The organism is Brochothrix campestris FSL F6-1037 (assembly GCF_000525915.1).
In the GTDB taxonomy this organism is placed as follows: Bacteria; Bacillota; Bacilli; order Lactobacillales; family Listeriaceae; genus Brochothrix; species Brochothrix campestris.
This window is the reverse complement of sequence record NZ_AODH01000012.1, coordinates 38820-58160: the sequence shown is the minus strand read 5'-3', so window position 1 is coordinate 58160 and position 19341 is coordinate 38820. Positions and strand designations below refer to the sequence as shown.

The following is a 19341-nucleotide window of genomic DNA, read 5'->3' as shown; positions in this document are numbered from 1 at the left end:
ATAACTAAAAGTATAGCGACAAAAAAAACAATATGTCAATCTCTTTTGAATATTCTGTCAATATATTTCAGAAAAATAAAACAGACTGTCGTTCGTATCTTTTGAGAAGCGTTGCTAAAGATGGTAAAATAAAGTCAGATAGAAAATTATAAGGGGGAAAATTTTGAAGAAAATTATTAGTATTTTAACAGCAGTGGTTATTTTAATGACACCAGTAGGCTCTCAGATGATTAATCTTGTCACTCCAGACAGTTATCAAGCGTCTGCCGTCAAAACAGTGAGTGCCAAAATGCGAGGTGGCGGTTATCGTTCAACCAACCGTTCATATAACACCAATAGCAACAAGGTGAAAACAAACTCAACAAAAACAGCAGCAAACAAAGCAGCAACAAATAAAGCAGTTACGGCCAATAAAGCGAAGGCTAAAAGTCGTTTCGGTGGTTTCTTAGGCGGAATGATGTTAGGTGGACTTGCCGGAATGTTATTCGGAGGCTTATTAGCTAACATGGGCGGGTTTGGTAACATCATCGGGATGATCATTAATATTTTAGCGATTTTAGTAATTCTTCGTCTTGTGATCATGCTCGTTTCGCGCATGCGTCAAAATAAAAAAGCTCAAGCAACATCTGCAGGTGCTTATACAGATGCTCGTCACATGAACCGTGATGAGGAAGTCCAAACCAATTATCAAAATGCAATGGGTGGTGCGTCAGCAACGACTGATGATAGCGATATTGTGTTAAACGAAGATAATATTTCTAATGCGGTTATCGATTTCTTTTCATACGAGAAACAAATTAACATGTATGAAATGCAAGTATCTTTGACCTATGACGAAAACAAAGGTTTTGGCGCAGAGGTGTTAAACACTTCGGGTAGCATCATTCAATCACTCGATCACTTCTCATTAATTCAAGCGATTCGCTACTGGGCTGAAAAAGAAACCGATTTAGACCCTAATATGGGTATTAAATTAAATTTCAATGAAAACACAGGTATTACGGCAGTTATTAGTTAAACTGTAGCGAAATAATAAGCTGAGGCACTCTAACAAATGGTTGGAGTGCCTTTTTAATGTCATCCATCTTTGAATTTAGTTTTGACAGTGCTAAAATGAAGATATTGAGTAGTGAACGGAGGCGAACGCATGGAACAAACGAAGAAGGTCTACCTAGAGTTAATGTTAGCGATGTTACGTACAGGTATTTTAGGTTTTGGTGGTGGTCCGTCGGTGATGCCCTTGTTTCAACATGAGGCAGTTAAAAAGTATCACTGGATGAACGAAGCTGACTTTGATAATACGTTAGCAATAGCGAATGTGTTGCCGGGTCCAATCGCGACAAAAATGGCAGCTCATCTGGGCTATGAACGAAAAGGTTGGCTCGGAGCTATTTGGTCGGTATTCTGGCATATATTACCAAGTACAATCGCGATGGCTGCCTTTATATCGATGGCAAATGTTCTTAGTCATTCAACAATCGTGCAAGGCATCATTGCGGCTGTAACGCCAGTTGTGTTTATGATGCTTTTATTAATGGGGTATCGTTTTGCGAAGAAGGCTTATGAAGGCCTAGGCTTTATTTTAACATTGATTGCCTGTGTTTTAGCAGCAGTCTTACTGTACTATATTCATCCAGCCCTCGTTATTTTTATCTTTATTATCTATGGCACACAACATTATCGTGTCGCTAAAGGGGGTGCTAAGTAATGCTGTTATTGTGGGAACTATTTAAGTCGTTTTTTCTGGCGAATATTTTTGGTTACGGCGGTGGACCAGCTTCGATTCCACTAGTTTATCACGAAGTTATTGATAAGCATCAATGGATGAGCGAAACCGATTTTTCGAATGGGATTGCGCTAGCTAATGCTTTACCGGGGCCGATTGCTACGAAAATTGCAGCGTCAGTCGGTTATCCTGTTAGTGGCGTGCTCGGTGTGAGTGTAGCAATTTTAGCAACGATTGTCCCATCCGCGCTCTTAATGATTATCATCTTCAAACAACTGGATAAGTATAAAAAATCAAAGGTGTTGCTCGGAGTAATGCTACTTGTACAACCTGTTGTAGCAGTGCTGATGTGGAAAGTTACCTATACAATGGGAGCAACGGCCGTGAGCCAATTGGGATGGTTGCAATTTGGAGTGTTAGCCGTACTTAGTTATATCGCCTTAGAACGATTGAAGTGGCATCCGGCCCTCGTTATTCTAGTCGCGGCTGTATATGGTGGAGTAATCATCGCATAAAAGTGAAATTAATTTATCTAGCAACGTATAAATTGAGGGGTTCGCTTGAACTATTTTCACAGAAAAAGACGTTTGATGAAACTTTTTCTACAAGATGGAGCTTAACAGTTAGTTGCTGTTAAGCTTTTTTTAGCAATTGTGTAACGATGATACCGACGCAAATACCTAGTGTGTCAATCATCACATCGGTAACTAAAGGTGTCCGATTGGCAGTAAAGGATTGATGCCATTCATCAGATATAGCAAAGAAGATTAGGGTCAACGGGGCCACTGCCCAAATCAGTTGCTTTTTCATATTAAAAGCATGTAAAATTAAGATATAAATCGCTCCCATAATAGCATAAACTGAAAAGTGTGTTGCTTTGCGAAAGAAGAATTCAATGAAATTGTAATACCCACTCTGTTCAACACTAACGATTTTCCCCCCGTAATAAAATTCCACCTTCTGTAAAACCTCTTTGAAGGGCTGAGATGGCAAGACTTTCTCTAAAAATGGAATTAGTGTTTGATTCCCATATGGTTGTGAAGATGAATAAAACACCGAACCACTAACTAGTAAAAGCATGATGACTAGTGTGATTTTTTTTAATATTTTTTTTCATTCACAGTAAAAGCACTCCTTATCATCAATTTTTAAAATTATGTAACAGCAGGTAGTCAGTAGAGCAGTAACAAACTAATTAGTTAAACTGTCCTGAGGAGGGATGGTATAGACTCTTCATTTTAACATGATTATGGGTGAAATACAGAGAGTTGGTGTATTTCGTAGCTGATTTTAAAAAACAGCGTATACTGCTTTTAGCACATACGATTTTTAAGGAGGCAACTATGAAAAAAATTTATACACTCTTTATCTTAGGAACGTTAATGGAACGAAAGATGCACGGGTATTTATTGAAGCAAGTTCTTAATGAGGTGTTAGGTCCTTTTAAGAAAATAAGTTGGGGTGTACTTTATCCGCTCATACATGAATTGTCCGAAAAAGGTTGGATAGAGGAAGTTAAAACAAAAGATAAAGAAAAAAGCAAAAAAGATTATTGTATAACTGAGCGTGGGCGGGTTGAATTTCATAAATTAATGATTGAACCCATTGATTTTAAACATTTATATATGATGCATTTTAAAGTGAAATTAAGTGCGATTCAGTGGGTGAGCCATTATGATGCCGTTAATATTTATGCTAATTATGTCCAATATTTAACAGTCTTAATTAACTATAAAAAATCAGTTTGGGCGGAAGAATCTGCCGATAATGTACATGTTAAAGGTTTACTGGAGAGCGAAATGAAGGAATTACATTTTAGTCGTAAATGGGCGAAACAAATGATGAAGAAACTATAAATACACATTTTTTTCAAAAGTTTAAGGAGTTAGCATTGTGCTAGCTCCTTCTTTTTATTGACATTAGCAATTGAAGTATCTAACATTAAATGTAACGAGACTACGTTTTGATGAAGGAGCAATTATGAAGCTAGAATTTAAAGCACTTCAAACACAACAACAGCAGTTACGAATGACACAGGAATTGCAACAAGCCATCAAGGTGTTGCAATACAATAAGGAAGAATTGACAGCTTATTTAGAAGATAAGGCATTAGATAATCCTTTTTTAGAAGTAACGATCGATCAAAAAAGTGTGTTAGATAAAGATCGTTATCAAGATAAAGGGGGATATCATTCAGATGAGGATTATATTGCTCAGTTGCCCGATCAATCGTTTGATTTAGCGATGTTTTTAAAAGAACAAGTGATGTTAAGCATGCGGCCAATGAAGTTAAGAGAGATTGTCTTATTATTAATTGGAAACTTAGATGAAAAGGGCTATTTAACGATTACATACGATGAACTAGTTGAGGCATTGCCAATGACTGCGATTGAGTTTGAAAATGCGTTAACTTTATTGCATCAATTAGACCCGGCTGGTATCGGAGCACGTACGCTGTGTGAATGTATTTGTCTGCAAATTGATCGTGATGTACGGGCACCTAAACAAGCCTATCGAGTAATCAGTGACTACTTTGACTTGTTCACAACCAAAAAATGGCAAGAGCTTGCAATGGCGACAAACCTGTCAATCACAGCGATTGTTGAGATATCAGAGTATGTTAAAACGTTAACACCGTTTCCTGGTAGACGCTATAACAAAGAAGTCAATGTGTATATTTCACCTGATGTACGTGTCACAAAGAGTGAGGGACAACTACAGATTGTCCCGATTAAGGCAGGAATTCCACAAGTTGCCTTTAATGACACTTATTTTAAGTCTGTTTCCCATCACACGGAAGCGGAGGTGACGACCTATTTAAAACATAAAAAAGCTGATTTCAAATGGTTACAGCAGGTGCTGGCGAAACGAGAAAGTACTATTGTGACGGTGACACAGGCAATTGTAGAAAAACAGCAAGCGTTTTTTTATGAGGAGCACCATCCGTTAATACCGCTAACTTTTGCAGAGATTGCAAAATTAATGAAGGTACACGAATCAACCATTAGTCGAACGGTAAACCATAAGTATTTGGAAACGAGTTTTGGTGTGTTTGAGTTACGCTCTTTTTTCACGACTGGTATTTCAGCAAACACGGTGTCGAATAAAACGGTACAATCGATGATTAGCAGTATCATCGCAGAAGAAGATAAGCGTAAGCCGCTATCTGATCAAAAAATTACCGATCAACTGAAAAAACAAGGGATTACAATTTCACGACGAACAGTCGCAAAGTACCGTCTCCAGTTGAATATCGGAGGGACAATACAGCGTAAACAGTATTAATCAACTTTAGCAATCAGAGGGAAAAAAGTGGAACTGCTTTATCGTAATAGAGTATGCTATAATCAATTTATTGTTTTTAACGAGCAAAATAACTAATCAATGGAGGAAAGCTGTGAGAGAAAATGAACTAAAACCGACACTTGGCATTTGGTCTGCCTTGGCATTAATTATTGGTACAATCATTGGTTCAGGTGTGTTTTTTAAACCGGCGTCAGTGCTTTCAGAAGTAGGAAATACAAATATGGCTTTAGCAGCCTGGGCAGCCGGTGGAATTTTAACGATTGCTGCGGGTCTTACGATTGCTGAAATCGGAACACAGTTACCTTATACAGGTGGTTTATACATTTATATGAGCCATATTTATGGTAAGATTTGGGGCTTTCTTTCAGGATGGATGCAAATTGTCATTTATGGTCCTGCGATTATCGCTTCATTGAGTCTTTACTTAGCTGTTTTGTTTGTTGAATTTTTTGGTGTAGGTGATGAGTGGCGTGTACCAATCGCTATTTTTGCTTCTTTATGTGTGATGGCTTTGAATATGATCAACACAAACTATGGTGCAAAAGCACAAATTATTACAACCGTCTGTAAGTTGGTTCCAATTGTAGCGATTGTCATCTTTGGACTATTAAAAGGGGATGAAGCGGCTCTTGGGCAGGTGTTATCACACGCAACTTCGACGACAGCTGGTAGCTTTGGTGTAGCGATTTTAGCGACACTTTATGCATACGATGGTTGGATTTTATTATCGAACATGGCAGGTGAGTTGAAAAACCCACAGAAATTATTGCCACGGGCAATGACGATTGGATTATTTGTCGTGATGGGGTGTTACATGCTCATCAACCTTGCGATTTATAAAATGCTACCCGCAGATACGATTGTTGCACAAGGTGAGAAAGCGGCACCCTTTGTTGCAATCTTACTCTTTGGTGATATTGGTGGGAAGTTATTAAATATTGCTATTATTATTTCAATATTAGGCTGTTTAAACGGTAAGATTATGACCTTTCCACGGATTGTTTATGCGATGGCAAAAGAAAAAGATCTGCCGTTTGCAAAACAGTTAGCGTATGTTAATCCAAAATCGAACACACCAATAATGGCGATTGCGACTGTGATGGTAATTTCAATTATTATGATGCTCTTTTTCGATGCGGATTATTTATCAGTCATCTGTATTTTTGTTATTTATATCTTTTATGTGTTTGCCTTTATCGGTGTCTTTATTCTACGACGTCGGAATAAGAATGGCCCTCAACGCAGCTATCGTGTACCGTTGTATCCAATCACGCCGATTGTAGCAATTTTAGGTTCAGTTTACATTATTTGGAGCCAAATGGTCGCTGATCCAAAAGGAGTTATCATTTCAATCGCGATTGTTTTAGTCGGGATTCCGGTGTATTTATTAATTCATCGTAAAAAGGCGTAAAAAAAACTGTAAGTTGCAATCGCAACTTACAGTTTTTTTGTCTTTATTTTAAATACATATAACGTAATGCCAATAAGGTATAAGGGTGTAATTTGTAATCTCGTAAGTTTGGATTTTGGAGTGTGGCGACCGAATTGACATAAAGTGGTGCAACGGCAGCAGTGTCCTCAATCACAACTTTTTCAGCAGCAACCATCGTATCCCAGCGTGCTGTTTCATCATCATAGAGTGTAGTTTCAACTTCATGGATTAACTGGTCGAATGTGTCGTTTTTGTAGCCCATTGATTCACCAGGTTGATCGCTTTTGAATATTTCTAAATAGGTAAGAGGATCTTGGTAGTTAGGTGACCACCCGGTTATTTGCGCTTGGTATTCACCGTTTTGATCGAGCTCTTGTCTGCTTTTAAGTGGCACGCGTTTAATGTTAACGGTGACACCCTCAAGGTTTGTTTCCCATTGTGATTTAATGTACTCCGAGACGATTTTTGAATTGTCACCATCATCTGTTAATAATTCAATGGTGAAGGTAGAGCTGCCGGTTGTTTTTTTTGCAGCTGCTAAATGAGTCTGTGCTTTCTGCGTATCAAAATGAACAACGGCAGGGGCTTGCTGACGGTAATCTTCTTTTGTTACGGGGTTCTCAACAAAACCAGCCGGTACAAGTCCTTCCGTGGCCGTTGAACCGTTATCAAGCACTTTGTCGACTAAGGTCTTACGATCAATTGCGAGCGATAGAGCAAGTCGAAGATCGGTGTTGTCGAGATGTGTTTTATCTGTTTCGAATTTTTCGTTAAAACGGACGAATTGGGTTGTGTCACCTGGGAACACTTTGAAGTTTGGGTTATCTTTATATTGTTTCGCGAATTCGCTTGAAAGTTCAGCAAAATCTAATTTATCTGTTTCAAATAAGTTGGCCCCAGTATTGGAATCAGGTACGACATCGAAAGTGAAATTCGCTGTTTTAATGGCTTTTTTATTCCAATACGTATTATTTAGCTCATATTTCCATGAGTTAGATGCTTGTTCCCAGTTAGTTAGCTTATAGGGACCATTGAAGAGAATATGTTCAGAGTCTGTTCCGAATTTACTGCCTTCTTTTGTGGCATACTTTTCATTAATCGGATAGAAAATTGTGAATGGTAGTAGGCGAGGAAAGTATGAAACGGGTCGTTCTAATGTAACTTCGAGTGTGTAATCATCGAGTGCTTTTACACCTAATGATTCAGGCTTTGCTTTGCCCTCGAGAATTTTTGTGGCATTTTTCAACAAACCATCAAACATGTAAGTGAGCTGCGAACCTGAATCAGGTTCAATCGCGCTTTTCCAGGAAAATTCAAAATCCTTGGCAGTCACAGCATCGCCATTTGACCAAACGGCGTTTTTACGGAGGGGAATGGTGTAAACCGTGCGTTCTTGATTTAGTTTAGGGAAATCTTCTGCGACAGCCGGTGTTAATTGGCCATCGGCATTATAGGAATAGAGGCCTTCATTGGTTTGGTTTAATTGTTCCATACTCGTACGGTCAGCAATTAAACGAGGATCTAGGGTTGTAATCGGGGATGAGACGGATAGGCGTATCGGTGTATCCTCTTCTTTTGCTGGTTTAACAGCTTTTGTAGTGTCGTTACTACCGCAGGCAGCTAAAAGCGTTAGCATCAAGATAGCGGTCATAATTAGTAGGCGCCGTAAAAAAGGGGTCTTTGTCATTGTGATTCCTCCTAAGATGTTGGATTTAAATTTAGCCTACCTTATAAGAGTATGAATGTAAACGCTTAATTTGAATTGAAAAATCTCCATGATAACGATAAGATATATAATGCTTATCATTGTAATAATGGTTGTCACGTGATGTTTATATTCAAAAGAACATAGTGAATCATCAAAAAACACCTTGACGAGGTCAAGGTGTTAGATTGTAGACAAAGTCGAATTAAACTTCTTGTTCTGCGAAAATAATGCAAGCGACTTTGACTACAAGGTAATATCGTTTATAAACTAGTAAGTCAATACTGAATTATTTTTCCAAATACACGTATTTTAGAGCTGTTAAAGCATACGGATAACGTTTGAAGTTTTTTAATTGAGGATTTTCGAGTGACGCAAGTGCGTTTTGATAAAGAGGTGCTAATGCGGCATCCTCTTGCACGGCTAGTTTTTCGGCTTCAATAAAAGTGTTCCAACGTTTTAATGGTTCAGTGCCATAATCGACGGCAGCCTTTGTGATGAGCTCATCATAAGCCTTATCGTTATAGCCCATAGAATTGCTGACTGCATCTGATTTCAAGGTATCAAGATAAGTTGTGAGATCTTGGTAGCCTGGTCCCCAAGCTGTTAATTGAGTTTCGTAGTCTTTTTTAGTGTTGAGTTCAAGTCGACTTGTCTTTGGGACAGTTTTGATTTCGACTTTGACACCAGGTAGGTTTGTTTGCCATTGATTTTGAATATATTCGGCTGTCGGTTTACTGCCATCGGTGTCATCGTTGAGTAATTCGAGTGTAAAGCTGTCTTTGCCAGTTTCAGCTTTTGCTTTTGCGTAATACTTTTTAGCAGCAGCAACATCATAGGCCGTTACCGCACCGGCATCTTCTCGGAAATCTTTGCCTGTATCGGGATTAGCAACGAAATCTTTCGGAATGAACCCTTCAGCGGGGATGGAACCATTTGATAAGACATGCTCAGTTAAGCTTTTCGTATCGATTGCAGCTTTCAGTGCCTTACGTAAATTGAGGTTATCTAAGCCGGTTACCGCTGTGTTTTTTGTTTGATTGAATTTAATATAATAAACAAATGAGCCGGTTCGCTTCACGAAGTTATCGTTTGTTTTATATTGTTTGGCATAGTCTCCAGTTAAGAGCACACGATCAATTTCACCTGTTTCAAATAAGTTAGCACCTGTGCCTGAGTTTTCAAGGAGGTGATAGACAAATGTTTTTGTTTTGACATTTTTTTTCGTCCCAGTACTTCGTATTTTTAGTAAGCGTCCATGAATCGGAGGCTTGTTTCCAATCTTTCATGACATAAGGGCCATTGTATAAGATGCGGTCGCTATCTTGGGCGTATTTTTCACCCTGTGCTGTTACGAATTTTTCGTTTAAGGGGAAGAAGACTGAGAAGGACAATAAAGTATCAAAATAGGGAACAGGACGTTCAAGCGTTACCTTTAGCGTATCAGCAGCGGTGGCTTCAACGCCTAACTCACTATTTTTTTTCTTGCCTGCAATGATGTCGCTTGCGTTTTTCACAACACCATCGAATAAATAAGTATAGGTTGACGCTGTTTTTGGATCGACTGCGCTTTTCCAAGCATATTCAAAATCAGCAGCGGTGACTTTTTCACCATTGCTCCATTCCGCATCTTCACGGAGCTTAAAGGTGTAGACTGTTTTAGCTTTATTTGTGGTTGTTTTTTCAGCAATTGCTGGAACGAGTTTTCCATCAAGATTATAACTATAAAGCCCTTCGTTTGTTTGATTTAAGGCTTGGATACTTGTTTCGTCTGAAGCGACACGTGAGTCCATCATCGCAATGTTAGATTGAGCACTCAATTTTATTTTTGAAGCTGTTTTGGAGCTGTTGGATTCATTGGCCGAACTATTGCCACAGGCTCCTAATAGTACGGCGGTCATTACAATTGAGCTCCCTACAAGTGCTTTTTTGCGAATGCTGGTCTTTGTCATTAATATTCCTCCAATTCAGATAGTTATATCATTTTGTTTATGGTGTTGCTTTCAACTATATAACAGTCTGAATATTCTGTAAATAAAAATAAATAAATTACTAAAAAAGGAATCGGTCGGGGTTAATCGTTCTCATAAATCGAAAAAGCCAGCTCCGCAATTAGTGGGCTGACTTTTTCGATTGCACTTCCGACAGTTTTATCAGGTTGCTGCACTTTTATTTTTCTAAATAAACATATTTCAACATCGTGCTAGCGTAAGGGAAGCGTTCATAGTTTTTAAGTTTCGCATTTTCTAACGATGCAACAGCATTTTGGTATAACGGAGCTGAAGCTGCATCTTCTTTGATTAATTGTTTTTCGGCTTCAATATACGTGTTCCAACGATCAGCTGGTTTTGTTGCTTCATCAACTGATGCTTTAACTAATAGATCATCGAAGGTTGGGTTGCTGTAATCCATCATGTTATAAGATGATCCTGTTTTAAAGAGATCGATAAAGGTTGATGGATCTTGATAGTCTGGTCCCCAACGAGTCAGTTGTGCCTGGAAGTCACCCGATGCATTTAGTTCAAGACGGCTCTTATAAGGCAATGTTTTCAATGTTACTTTTACACCTGGTAAGTTTGTTTGCCATTGATCTTGAATGTACTCAGCTGTTGGTTTACTACCATCGGCATCATCATTGAGCAGTTCAATTGTAAAGCTTGATTTACCGGTTTCTTTTTTTAGCGAGTGCTAAATATTTTTTAGCAGCGTCGGCATCAAAGTTAATGACCGGTTCAGCATCTTCACGGAAATCTTTACCTGTTTCAGGGTTAGCGACAAAATCAGCAGGAACAATCCCTTCAGCAGGAATAGAACCGTTTGATAAAACGTGTTCTGTTAAGCCGTTTGAGTCAATCGCGGCACTTAAGGCCTTACGTAAGTTAACGTTGTCTAGGCCTGTTTTAGCAACATCGACTGATTGACTGAATTTAACGTAATAAATAAAAGCGCCAGCGCGGCTCACGAAGTTGTCGTTGCTCTTATATTGTTTGGCAAAGTCACCTGTTAACTCGGCACGATCAAGTTCACCAGTTTCAAATAAGTTGGCACCAGTCCCTGAGTTGGCAATGACGTTATAGACAAATGTATCGGTTTTTACATTTTTAGCATCCCAATACTTTTTTGTTTTTTTGTTAATGTCCAAGTGTCAGATGTTGGATCCCAATTTTTCATTGTGTAAGGTCCGTTAAAAAGAATGTTCTCACTACTTTTAGCATAATCAGCACCTTGTTCTTTCACGAAATCTTCATTCAATGGGAAGAAGACTGAGAAGGCAAGTAACGATTCAAAGTAAGGTACTGGTTTTTCGAGTGTTACTTTTAGTGTTTCGTCATCAATCGCTTCAATGCCTAATTCAGCGGCATCTTTTTTACCAGCAATGATGTCAGTCGCATTTTTGACAACACCATCATATAAATAAGAGTATTGTGATCCTGTTTTAGGATTAACAGCACTCTTCCAAGCAAATTCAAAATCGTCAGCCGTGACATCATCGCCGTTGCTCCAATGTGCATCATCACGTAATTTGAAGGTGTAGATGGTTTTATCTTTATTGGTCGTCGCTTCACTCGCTGCTGCAGCTGGAATTAATTTTCCTTTTAAATCGTAGCTGTAAAGCCCTTCGTTTGTTTGATTTAACGTTAAAATACTCGTTTCATCTGTTGCAAGGCGAGAATCCATGTAAGAAATGTTCGTTTGTGAACTTAGTTTAATCTTTGATGCCGTCTCCTTGGATTTACTATCTGTCGCCGAATCACTTCCGCAAGCCCCTAATAATACGGCACTGATGATGACTGATGTTGCAATGGTGCCTTTTTTTTCCTAATGCTCTCAATGTCATGATTATCCCCCCAATTAGCGTTCATCTATCCCAATTCAAGATAGTGTTATCTACAACTATACATTATTCAGAATAGTCTGTAAATAGTTAAATGAGAATTTTCTGAATATTTAACAAAAGTCTCCTGGAGGTTATTGCTTTATTTTTGAAAACGTACACGCTATAATATGATTAAGTTGGTCTTGGGAAACTTAGTTAGTCAAGACTAACAAAAGGAGGAGCTATGAAAGTAGAACATTTGTCAGTTGCTTATGGCCAAGTAACCGTGTTAGAAAATATTAACGTCACGCTTCGAAAAGGTGTGTTAACGGGCATAATTGGTCCCAATGGTGCGGGGAAATCAACTTTTTTTAAAAGCGCTTGTGGGATTAGTTCCAAGTGATGGGGTTATCACCTACGATGATTTCGACGCTAAAATGGCATATGTGCCTCAGCGACAAGCAATTGATTTAAGTTATCCCATTACGGTATTTGATATGGTCTTAATGGGAACCTATCCCTCATTGGGGCTGTTTCAACGACCGGGTAAGAAAGAGCGTGCAGCTGTGAAAAAAAGTTTAGTTGCGGTCGAGATGGAGAATTATGCACAACGACAAATTTCTGCTTTATCCGGAGGTCAATTGCAACGAGTTGTAATTGCGAGAGCATTGGTGCAAGAAGCTAATGTTTATTTGTTGGATGAACCGTTCGCAGGCGTTGATATTGTGAGTGAAAAAATTATTATGCATCGTATTCACAGCTTACAGCAACAGGGGCACACCGTCATAATTGTGCATCATGATTTAACGAAGGTGCAGGAGTACTTTGAAGATGTTCTGTTATTGAATAAAACGACAGCGATTCACGGCAAAGTTGCTGACGTATTTACGAGCGAAACAATCGCGCAAGCATACGGTATCGCAATTAATTTATAGGAGGTGGTTTCGATTTTCTTTGAAGCGTTAGGCGAGTATAACTTTTTACAACAGGCATTAATTACAGCCATTTTAGTCGGCATCAGTTCAGGCATTATTGGTAGTTTTGTCGTATTGCGTGGAATGTCGTTAATGGGTGATGCCATCTCACACGCAGTCTTGCCAGGTGTTGCCATTTCATACATGTTAGGCATTAACTTTTTGATTGGTTCGACTGTATTTGGAATACTAGCTGCCTTAGGGATTGGGTTCATTACGGAGCGTAGTCCTTTGAAAAACGATGCCGCAATTGGGATAATTTTAAGTTCATTTTTAGCATTGGGAATGATTCTAGTGACGATTGCTAAAAGTTCAACTAATTTATATCACATTTTATTTGGTAATATTTTAGCTGTTCAACGGACCGACCTATGGGTCACCTTAGTCGTGACTTTGTTAGTCATTGTGTTAGTCAGTTTGTTTTATAAACAATTAGCGGTGAGCACCTTTGATGAGATAATTGCTAAAAGTTATGGTGTTAATACAAAGGTTATTCATTACTTTTTGATGGTATTACTGACGTTAGTGACAGTTGTCGCCTTACAAACAGTCGGTGTGATATTAGTGGTTGCAATGTTAATTATCCCAGCATCAACCGCTTACTTATTAACAAATAAACTCGGTCAAATGATTTTTTTAGCGGTAACAATTGGTGTGCTCAGTGCAGTCGTCGGACTCTATGTGAGCTTTGTGAATAACCTTGCCTCGGGTCCTTGTATTGTGATGTGTGCAGCCGTGTGTTTTGTCGTTGCGTTTCTAATGTCAAAAAAAAGTTCGATCCGTCGGATTAAAAGCTAAGGGGAGATAAAAATGACTTTTAAGAAAAAAACAGCTGGTTTGCTAATAGTTATCGCCTGTTTGACGCTGTTACTAACAGGCTGTGCCTCGTCAAAAACAGCAGAAACAGCGGCTGATAAGATGCAAGTGGTCGTGACCAATTCGATTTTAAAAGATATGGTTGAACAGGTTGGCGGTGAACATGTCTCGGTACATAGTATTGTACCGGTCGGGCAAGATCCCCATGAATACGAACCCTTACCGATTGATACGGCCAAAACAGCAGCGGCTGCGCTTATTTTTTATAATGGCCTCAATTTGGAAGTCGGTAATGGGTGGTTTACTAAATTACTTGATAGTACCCAACAAAAAGACAAAGAAAATGAGGTCACTTTTGCAGTTTCTAAAGGGATTAAAGCAATTACGTTAAATGGAAAAAAAGAAAAGGATCCACATGCTTGGCTCGATATCAACAATGGGATGCGTTACATTGATAATATTACAGCTGTACTCGCGCAAAAAGATCCAACGCATAAAGACAGTTATCAGAAAAAGGCGACGGCTTATAAGGATAAGTTAACAAAGGTCGATCAACAAGCCCGGATGAAGCTGGCGACGATTCCAACTGAACGAGCCGTGTTAATTACGAGTGAGGGTGCCTTTAAATACTTTAGCAAGGCTTATGGTTTGAAGTCTGAGTATATTTGGGAAATCAACTCCGAAAATGAAGGGACACCAGCGCAATTAACGCGGATTATTGATTTAACAAGAGCGACGAAAATACCGAAACTATTTGTCGAAACAAGTGTCAATCCAAAGAGCATGGCAACCTTGTCACAAGAAACGAAGGTGCCGATTAATGAAGGGAAGTTATATACAGATTCGTTAGGTGTACAAGGCTCATCGGGAGCGACCTACTTAGCGATGATGGAGTGGAACATCACGCAAATTTACGAGGGGTTAAAATAAGTTTAATTATTTATCTGAAAAGGAAGCTTCTAACGCAAAAGATACTGTTGCTCCCGTATGGAGAACAACAGTATCTTTTTTATGTGTTTTGTGTTGTGAAACCATCAGAAAAATATTCGAATTGTTGATAGTTTTCCTCCGTAATACCTTGTGTAGCCAATAAGTTATGAGCTTTTTGTTGAAAAGCTGTTTCACTTATCAATGAAGCTGTTTCACTTATCAATGAAGCTGTTTCTCCATTGAAAAGGTATTGGCTAAGAAGATGTTGTAAGGAATGTTGTTGTTGTTTCGTTTGATCGAGTTCTAATTCTAACGAGAGCAATCGACTTTTTAAGCGCATATAATCATTCATAGTATTTGCTTGAGCAGAATGAGCGTTTGATGTAGCAACAGCAATGCTTGAAAGCGTGTGTAAACCATTAATTAGTTGGTGAACATCTGTTATTTTTTCAGCGTTTTCTGGGTTATGCGAAAGTATTTGGATATTGTTCATTGTATCGGAAAAAAGGCGGACGATTTCGGGATTCGAATAGCTGTGTGTTTCTCTTTGTTTGTTTTGTAATTTTCTTCTTTGTTGTGCTGATTTTTCTTCTTTTGATTTTCGTTTCCGGCCCGGTTTGCGTTTATGGATATCTTCAACTTGAATGAGCTGCTTTTTCAATTTATAAAAAGTGTTTTGTAATTGACTAGGTGTTTTGGGGAAGATTGCTGTTTCGTTAGCGCTTAGCATTACTGAAATGTCAGCGATTTTAAGGCCTTGATCTGAGCAGAAATGATAGGCGAGTAATAATAATTCCAACTCACTCTTTAACCAGCTGATATCAGAATGTTGATATTTTTCGATACCGCCTCGTTGTTCAATTTCAGTATAAGTATCACTGAGTAGTTGATTGAATTTCGATGCAGTTTCGAAATCAATGCCATATTTGATTGTTAAATCATTTAGCCTGGTGTTACTATGTTTTTTTTTGTCTGTTGGAAAATCTCTTAAATCTAAAAAAAATGAAATGAGTTCTGTTTTTTTCAATTGTTATCGCTCCAATCTAAGGTAATGTTTTATTAAATAAAATAATATTCGTTAGGATACGTTCATTCTGCCATACGACTACTAGCTTGTAAAACATAAAGAGTTAGTACAAAAGACTAAATGACAGTAAAAAAAACCCATCACCTTTGCAAAGCAAGTAGTGACGGGTTTTTTTGATAAAATTTGAGTGATTCATCAATTTATGCGTAATTCAAGGCATAAATTGATGAATCATTTAATGGTTAAAGATTGTAGCTGTTCCTCGACAAAAGAACGCTTAGCGCCCGTTGCTAAAAGGGCGGCGGCAGTGTAAGCACCTTCGATAAAAGCAGTATCGTAAATGACGATGTTTTTAGCGCTTAGTTCAGCAACCATTTCAAGATTCATCTTGGCGCTACCTAAGTCATAAAAGGCATAAATTTCGTCGCCGCTATTATTTGCTAAGGCAGCTTCAATGACAGAAAAACTCGTGCCGATTTCACCGTCATCGTTGCCACCTGAAAAAGTAATCGGCACATCTTTTGCGGCTTCTTTTAGTAAGCGAACGACGCCTTCCGCCAGTTCGGGAACGTGTGAGACAATAACAATACCAGCATTAGTCATCCAAGACACCTGCTTTCAATAAATTATTAAAGAAGAAGCCTGATGAGGCTGCCCCTGGATCGATGTGACCGATTGAGCGTTCGCCTAAGAAAGAAGCGCGACCTTTTGTAGCAAGGAGGTCTTTCGTAGCATCAACCGCCTCTTTAATCGTTGTGGTTGTAAGGTCATTTGCGCGAATGTGCGCAATGCTAGGCCCCCAAACATCGAGCATGGTCTTTTCTCCGACCGTCGATTTTCCACGCTTAGCAACCATGTCCATTCCTAATTGTAAGGCGTCGGCGAGTTCGGAATTCGCTAAAACAGTGCCGCTAATGTTGCTCATGCCCATAAAGGCAGAGCCATATAATGGGCCAGAAGCGCCGCCAACTTTGCTTAATAACGTCATTCCAGCCAGTTTGAATGTTTCTGATAAAGTGCCAGGTTGTTTTTCGATAAGTGCTTCTTTTAAAGCAAGTGCCCCACGTGACATATTGACACCGTGATCACCATCACCAATTGGTGAATCTAAATCACTTAAATAGGCTTTATTAGCAATTAAGTCATCACAAAACAAGTTGAGGGCAGTCATTAAATTAGCATTAGTTAACATTGGTTATTCCTCCTTTAATTCCATGCGATTGTTGTAACGGGTTCATTAAGCCAATCAAGATAGCGTGAGTCAGTCAAGGTTAGAACAGTCAACGAGACACCTGCCATATCGATGGCCGTCATATAATCCCCTAGTTTTTTAAAAACAATTGAAGCGCCTTTTGCTTCAAGCAGCCGTAAGGCGTCGTTAGCAAATACATATTGCTCCATCAACGGTGTCGCCCCGAGTCCATTAATTAAGACCGCAATCGATTGTTGCTCTAATGAAATACTTCGTTCCAGTGTGTCGACCAACTCGGTTGCCATTTCAGCGGATGTTTTTAATTTTTCACGACGGTATCCGGGTTCACCATGAATACCAATCCCGAATTCAATTTCATCAGCTCCTAATTCAAAACCAGGTTTACCGACTTCAGGTACCGTTGCCGGATTTATCGCAAGACCTAATGTTTTGATATTAGGAATCAGTGCATCGCCAATTGCTTTTAACTCGGCGAGCTTCAATCCCGAACGCGCAGCGGCGCCGAGAATTTTGTGTACCAAAATCGTGCCAGCAACACCACGACGCCCCTGTGTATAGGTGCTATCCTCAACCGCGATATCATCATCGACAATAACAAAGTCAACCGCAATACCTTCCATCTCTGCTAAGTCTTTCGCCATATCAAAATTCATGATATCGCCACTGTAATTTTTAATAATTAACAATACCCCTGCGCCACTATCTGCAACTTTAATTGCCTCAAGCACTTGATCAGGAGAAGGAGAGGTAAAAACAGGGCCGCAAGCAGCGGCTGCCAACATACCATCACCAACGAAACCGGCGTGTGCAGGTTCGTGGCCACTACCACCGCCGCTAACAAGTCCCACTTGGCCAGCTGACTGTGCCACTTTAGCGATTACAGAAGTGCCCGGCACACGATAAACGAGCTCTTTGTGTACAGTCGTGAGTCCCTCTAACATTTCATTAACAATATTTTCTGGTGCATTCATAATTTTTTTCAAATCAATCACTCCTTTTGTTGTATACGCTTTCATTTTACATCTTAAAGAAACAAACAGCAACTCCTTACTGGAGTAAATTCTGTTTGATTTCTTGAATGGTTGTGGCAGTGAGGCCACAGTCTTGTATTAAATACTGTTCAACCGATCCGAAATTGGTTGTAATAATCGTCAAGGCGGCATCTAAATAACTTTGACGGACCATTCTAATCGGCGCTAACGTCTCAGAACTTAAACGATTGAAACTAATCACTTTTAATAGACGAGCAGGTCCTCGTATGGAAGAGGTGAGTTCATCATTGGATGCGAGATAATGTTCTAAAACATCGTCATATGAGGCGCCAAGTAATAACTGGATGAGGGCACTGATAAAGCCTGTGCGATCCTTGCCGGCAGAACAATGAATCAGTAATGGTAATTGAGTGGCATCAGCCAGAAGAGTGAAAATTGTTTTGATTTCAGGTTGGCAATAGAGTACCATGTTTTTGTACGTATCAATCATCAACCGTTCGAAGTCAGCCTCAGTCGCTTTGCGCGTGATTAATTTCAATGTTTTTTTAGTGAAAAGTTGGCGGCTCTTATCGACTAATGGGACGTTGACAACATTATCAAAATCATATTTCGTATGTTGATAACGTTTTTCAACCAACGTTCTCAGATCACAAACTGTTGCGATACGATAAGTTGAAAAGGCTGGTGAAGCAGCTTTAACTTGCGCAAGATTACCCGATCGGTAGAGTGTTTCTTTTTTGATACATCGTCCATCTGCAATCTTTAAACCACCGATATCACGGAAATTGATAATGCTTCGTTTCATATGGGAACTTCCCTTCATTAAATGAAAACGCCAATTCAATCCGAAATTGGCGCTGCAGTATGTCTTTATTTTGCTTGGATAATTTCAATTCGATAACCATCTGGATCGGTAATGAAGTAATAAGAGGCCGCATTATTTGCTAAGCTTTTTAATGGACCAACATCAAATCCTGCTGCTAAATGACGCGCGTGCGTTGCTTCTAAATCATCAGATTCAACCGCGATATGACCATATCCTGTTCCGATTGTATACGGTTCTGTTTGGTCATAGTTATACGTTAATTCGAGTTCGTATTCATCCGTTGTTAACGAATTACTCAAATACACTAACGTGAATTTTGCATCAGGAAAATCGCGTTCTTTGACGATTTCAAAATCGAGTGCTTCTTTATAAAATGCGATGGATTCTTGTAAGTTTTTGACACGGTAACACGTGTGTAACATTTTAAATGCCATTTTTGTCAGCTCCTTTAGCTAGTTACTTTAATAGTAGTACATAAAAACAGTGATATCAACTGAATTGCTTAAAAAACACTCAGAAACAGCCTAGCTAGATTTAAAAATAACTTTCCACAAAGATAGCGGTAGCCTAGTGTTAG

Annotated in this window: 21 protein-coding genes and 1 pseudogene; 9 read left to right on the top strand and 13 right to left on the bottom strand. The window is 39.1% G+C overall.

Going from position 1 to position 19341, the window contains the following annotated elements; genetic code table 11:
* Positions 1 to 163: 163 nt before the first annotated feature.
* The 3 genes from BCAMP_RS03320 to BCAMP_RS03310 all read left to right on the top strand — a co-directional run bounded on the left by BCAMP_RS03320 (position 164) and on the right by BCAMP_RS03310 (position 2241).
* The gene (locus BCAMP_RS03320; protein WP_035313646.1) at positions 164 to 1018 is read left to right on the top strand and encodes a DUF2653 family protein; all 855 of its coding nucleotides are present in this window, start codon (positions 164 to 166) and stop codon (positions 1016 to 1018) included.
* Positions 1019 to 1147: 129 nt separating this feature from the next.
* The gene (locus BCAMP_RS03315; protein ID WP_035313644.1) at positions 1148 to 1708 is read left to right on the top strand and encodes a chromate transporter; all 561 of its coding nucleotides are present in this window, start codon (positions 1148 to 1150) and stop codon (positions 1706 to 1708) included.
* Positions 1708 to 2241 (top strand): chromate transporter, encoded by a 534-nt coding sequence (locus BCAMP_RS03310; RefSeq protein ID WP_035313642.1) that lies wholly within the window; start codon positions 1708 to 1710, stop codon positions 2239 to 2241. Before BCAMP_RS03315 ends, BCAMP_RS03310 begins: the two co-directional genes overlap by 1 nt.
* A gap of 118 nt (positions 2242 to 2359) precedes the next feature.
* On the opposite strand, the gene BCAMP_RS03305 is transcribed toward BCAMP_RS03310, so the two are convergent.
* Positions 2360 to 2806, bottom strand: a complete 447-nt coding sequence (locus BCAMP_RS03305) for a VanZ family protein (protein WP_051456860.1) — start codon at positions 2804 to 2806, stop codon at positions 2360 to 2362.
* Positions 2807 to 3069: 263 nt separating this feature from the next.
* On the opposite strand from BCAMP_RS03305, the gene BCAMP_RS12475 reads away from it, so the two are divergent.
* From BCAMP_RS12475 to BCAMP_RS03290, 3 genes are all read left to right on the top strand, one after another.
* Entirely contained in the window at positions 3070 to 3582 is a 513-nt protein-coding gene (locus BCAMP_RS12475; protein ID WP_051456859.1) for a PadR family transcriptional regulator, read from the top strand.
* A 124-nt stretch (positions 3583 to 3706) separates the two neighbouring features.
* Positions 3707 to 5011, top strand: coding sequence for an RNA polymerase factor sigma-54 (gene rpoN / locus BCAMP_RS03295; protein WP_035313638.1), 1305 nt, complete (start codon positions 3707 to 3709; stop codon positions 5009 to 5011).
* Positions 5012 to 5123: 112 nt separating this feature from the next.
* Positions 5124 to 6443: an APC family permease gene (locus BCAMP_RS03290; RefSeq protein ID WP_035313636.1), complete on the top strand. Its 1320-nt coding sequence runs from the start codon at positions 5124 to 5126 to the stop codon at positions 6441 to 6443.
* Between the two features lie 43 nt (positions 6444 to 6486).
* Here BCAMP_RS03290 and BCAMP_RS03285 read toward each other — a convergent pair whose 3' ends face one another.
* The 6 genes from BCAMP_RS03285 to BCAMP_RS14630 form a co-directional block, all read right to left on the bottom strand.
* The gene (locus tag BCAMP_RS03285; RefSeq protein WP_051456858.1) at positions 6487 to 8151 is read right to left on the bottom strand and encodes a peptide ABC transporter substrate-binding protein; all 1665 of its coding nucleotides are present in this window, start codon (positions 8149 to 8151) and stop codon (positions 6487 to 6489) included.
* A 307-nt stretch (positions 8152 to 8458) separates the two neighbouring features.
* Positions 8459 to 9412, bottom strand: coding sequence for an ABC transporter substrate-binding protein (locus BCAMP_RS14650; RefSeq protein WP_269479258.1), 954 nt, complete (start codon positions 9410 to 9412; stop codon positions 8459 to 8461).
* Positions 9351 to 10121: a peptide ABC transporter substrate-binding protein gene (locus tag BCAMP_RS14645; RefSeq protein WP_051456856.1), complete on the bottom strand. Its 771-nt coding sequence runs from the start codon at positions 10119 to 10121 to the stop codon at positions 9351 to 9353. The genes BCAMP_RS14650 and BCAMP_RS14645 overlap by 62 nt, the downstream gene beginning before the upstream one ends.
* 217 nt (positions 10122 to 10338) lie before the next feature.
* The gene (locus tag BCAMP_RS14640) at positions 10339 to 10818 is read right to left on the bottom strand and encodes an ABC transporter substrate-binding protein (protein ID WP_084038497.1); all 480 of its coding nucleotides are present in this window, start codon (positions 10816 to 10818) and stop codon (positions 10339 to 10341) included.
* Between the two features lie 13 nt (positions 10819 to 10831).
* Positions 10832 to 11311, bottom strand: coding sequence for an ABC transporter substrate-binding protein (locus BCAMP_RS14635; RefSeq protein ID WP_051456854.1), 480 nt, complete (start codon positions 11309 to 11311; stop codon positions 10832 to 10834).
* Entirely contained in the window at positions 11263 to 11847 is a 585-nt protein-coding gene (locus BCAMP_RS14630) for an ABC transporter substrate-binding protein (RefSeq protein WP_051456853.1), read from the bottom strand. The genes BCAMP_RS14635 and BCAMP_RS14630 overlap by 49 nt, the downstream gene beginning before the upstream one ends.
* 383 nt (positions 11848 to 12230) lie before the next feature.
* Here BCAMP_RS14630 and BCAMP_RS03270 point away from each other — a divergent pair.
* From BCAMP_RS03270 to BCAMP_RS03260, 3 genes and pseudogenes are all read left to right on the top strand, one after another.
* A pseudogene (locus BCAMP_RS03270) lies at positions 12231 to 12921 on the top strand (metal ABC transporter ATP-binding protein).
* A 12-nt stretch (positions 12922 to 12933) separates the two neighbouring features.
* Positions 12934 to 13758 (top strand): metal ABC transporter permease, encoded by an 825-nt coding sequence (locus BCAMP_RS03265; RefSeq protein WP_156921128.1) that lies wholly within the window; start codon positions 12934 to 12936, stop codon positions 13756 to 13758.
* A 12-nt stretch (positions 13759 to 13770) separates the two neighbouring features.
* Complete coding sequence (locus BCAMP_RS03260) at positions 13771 to 14706, top strand: metal ABC transporter substrate-binding protein (protein ID WP_035313632.1); 936 nt, start codon at positions 13771 to 13773, stop codon at positions 14704 to 14706.
* Between the two features lie 79 nt (positions 14707 to 14785).
* Here BCAMP_RS03260 and BCAMP_RS12445 read toward each other — a convergent pair whose 3' ends face one another.
* From BCAMP_RS12445 to gloA, 6 genes are all read right to left on the bottom strand, one after another.
* The gene (locus tag BCAMP_RS12445) at positions 14786 to 15733 is read right to left on the bottom strand and encodes a DNA-binding domain-containing protein (protein WP_051456852.1); all 948 of its coding nucleotides are present in this window, start codon (positions 15731 to 15733) and stop codon (positions 14786 to 14788) included.
* A gap of 231 nt (positions 15734 to 15964) precedes the next feature.
* Positions 15965 to 16336, bottom strand: a complete 372-nt coding sequence (gene dhaM / locus BCAMP_RS03250) for a dihydroxyacetone kinase phosphoryl donor subunit DhaM (protein WP_035313631.1) — start codon at positions 16334 to 16336, stop codon at positions 15965 to 15967.
* Positions 16329 to 16925, bottom strand: coding sequence for a dihydroxyacetone kinase subunit DhaL (gene dhaL, locus BCAMP_RS03245; RefSeq protein ID WP_035313629.1), 597 nt, complete (start codon positions 16923 to 16925; stop codon positions 16329 to 16331). The genes dhaM and dhaL overlap by 8 nt, the downstream gene beginning before the upstream one ends.
* Positions 16926 to 16939: 14 nt before the next feature.
* Positions 16940 to 17929: a dihydroxyacetone kinase subunit DhaK gene (dhaK, locus tag BCAMP_RS03240; RefSeq protein ID WP_035313700.1), complete on the bottom strand. Its 990-nt coding sequence runs from the start codon at positions 17927 to 17929 to the stop codon at positions 16940 to 16942.
* Positions 17930 to 17993: 64 nt separating this feature from the next.
* Complete coding sequence (locus BCAMP_RS12440; protein ID WP_051456851.1) at positions 17994 to 18743, bottom strand: tyrosine-protein phosphatase; 750 nt, start codon at positions 18741 to 18743, stop codon at positions 17994 to 17996.
* Between the two features lie 65 nt (positions 18744 to 18808).
* On the bottom strand, positions 18809 to 19198 hold the full coding sequence (gene gloA / locus BCAMP_RS03230) for a lactoylglutathione lyase (protein WP_035313628.1): 390 nt from the start codon (positions 19196 to 19198) through the stop codon (positions 18809 to 18811).
* Between the last annotated feature and the right edge of the window lie 143 nt (positions 19199 to 19341).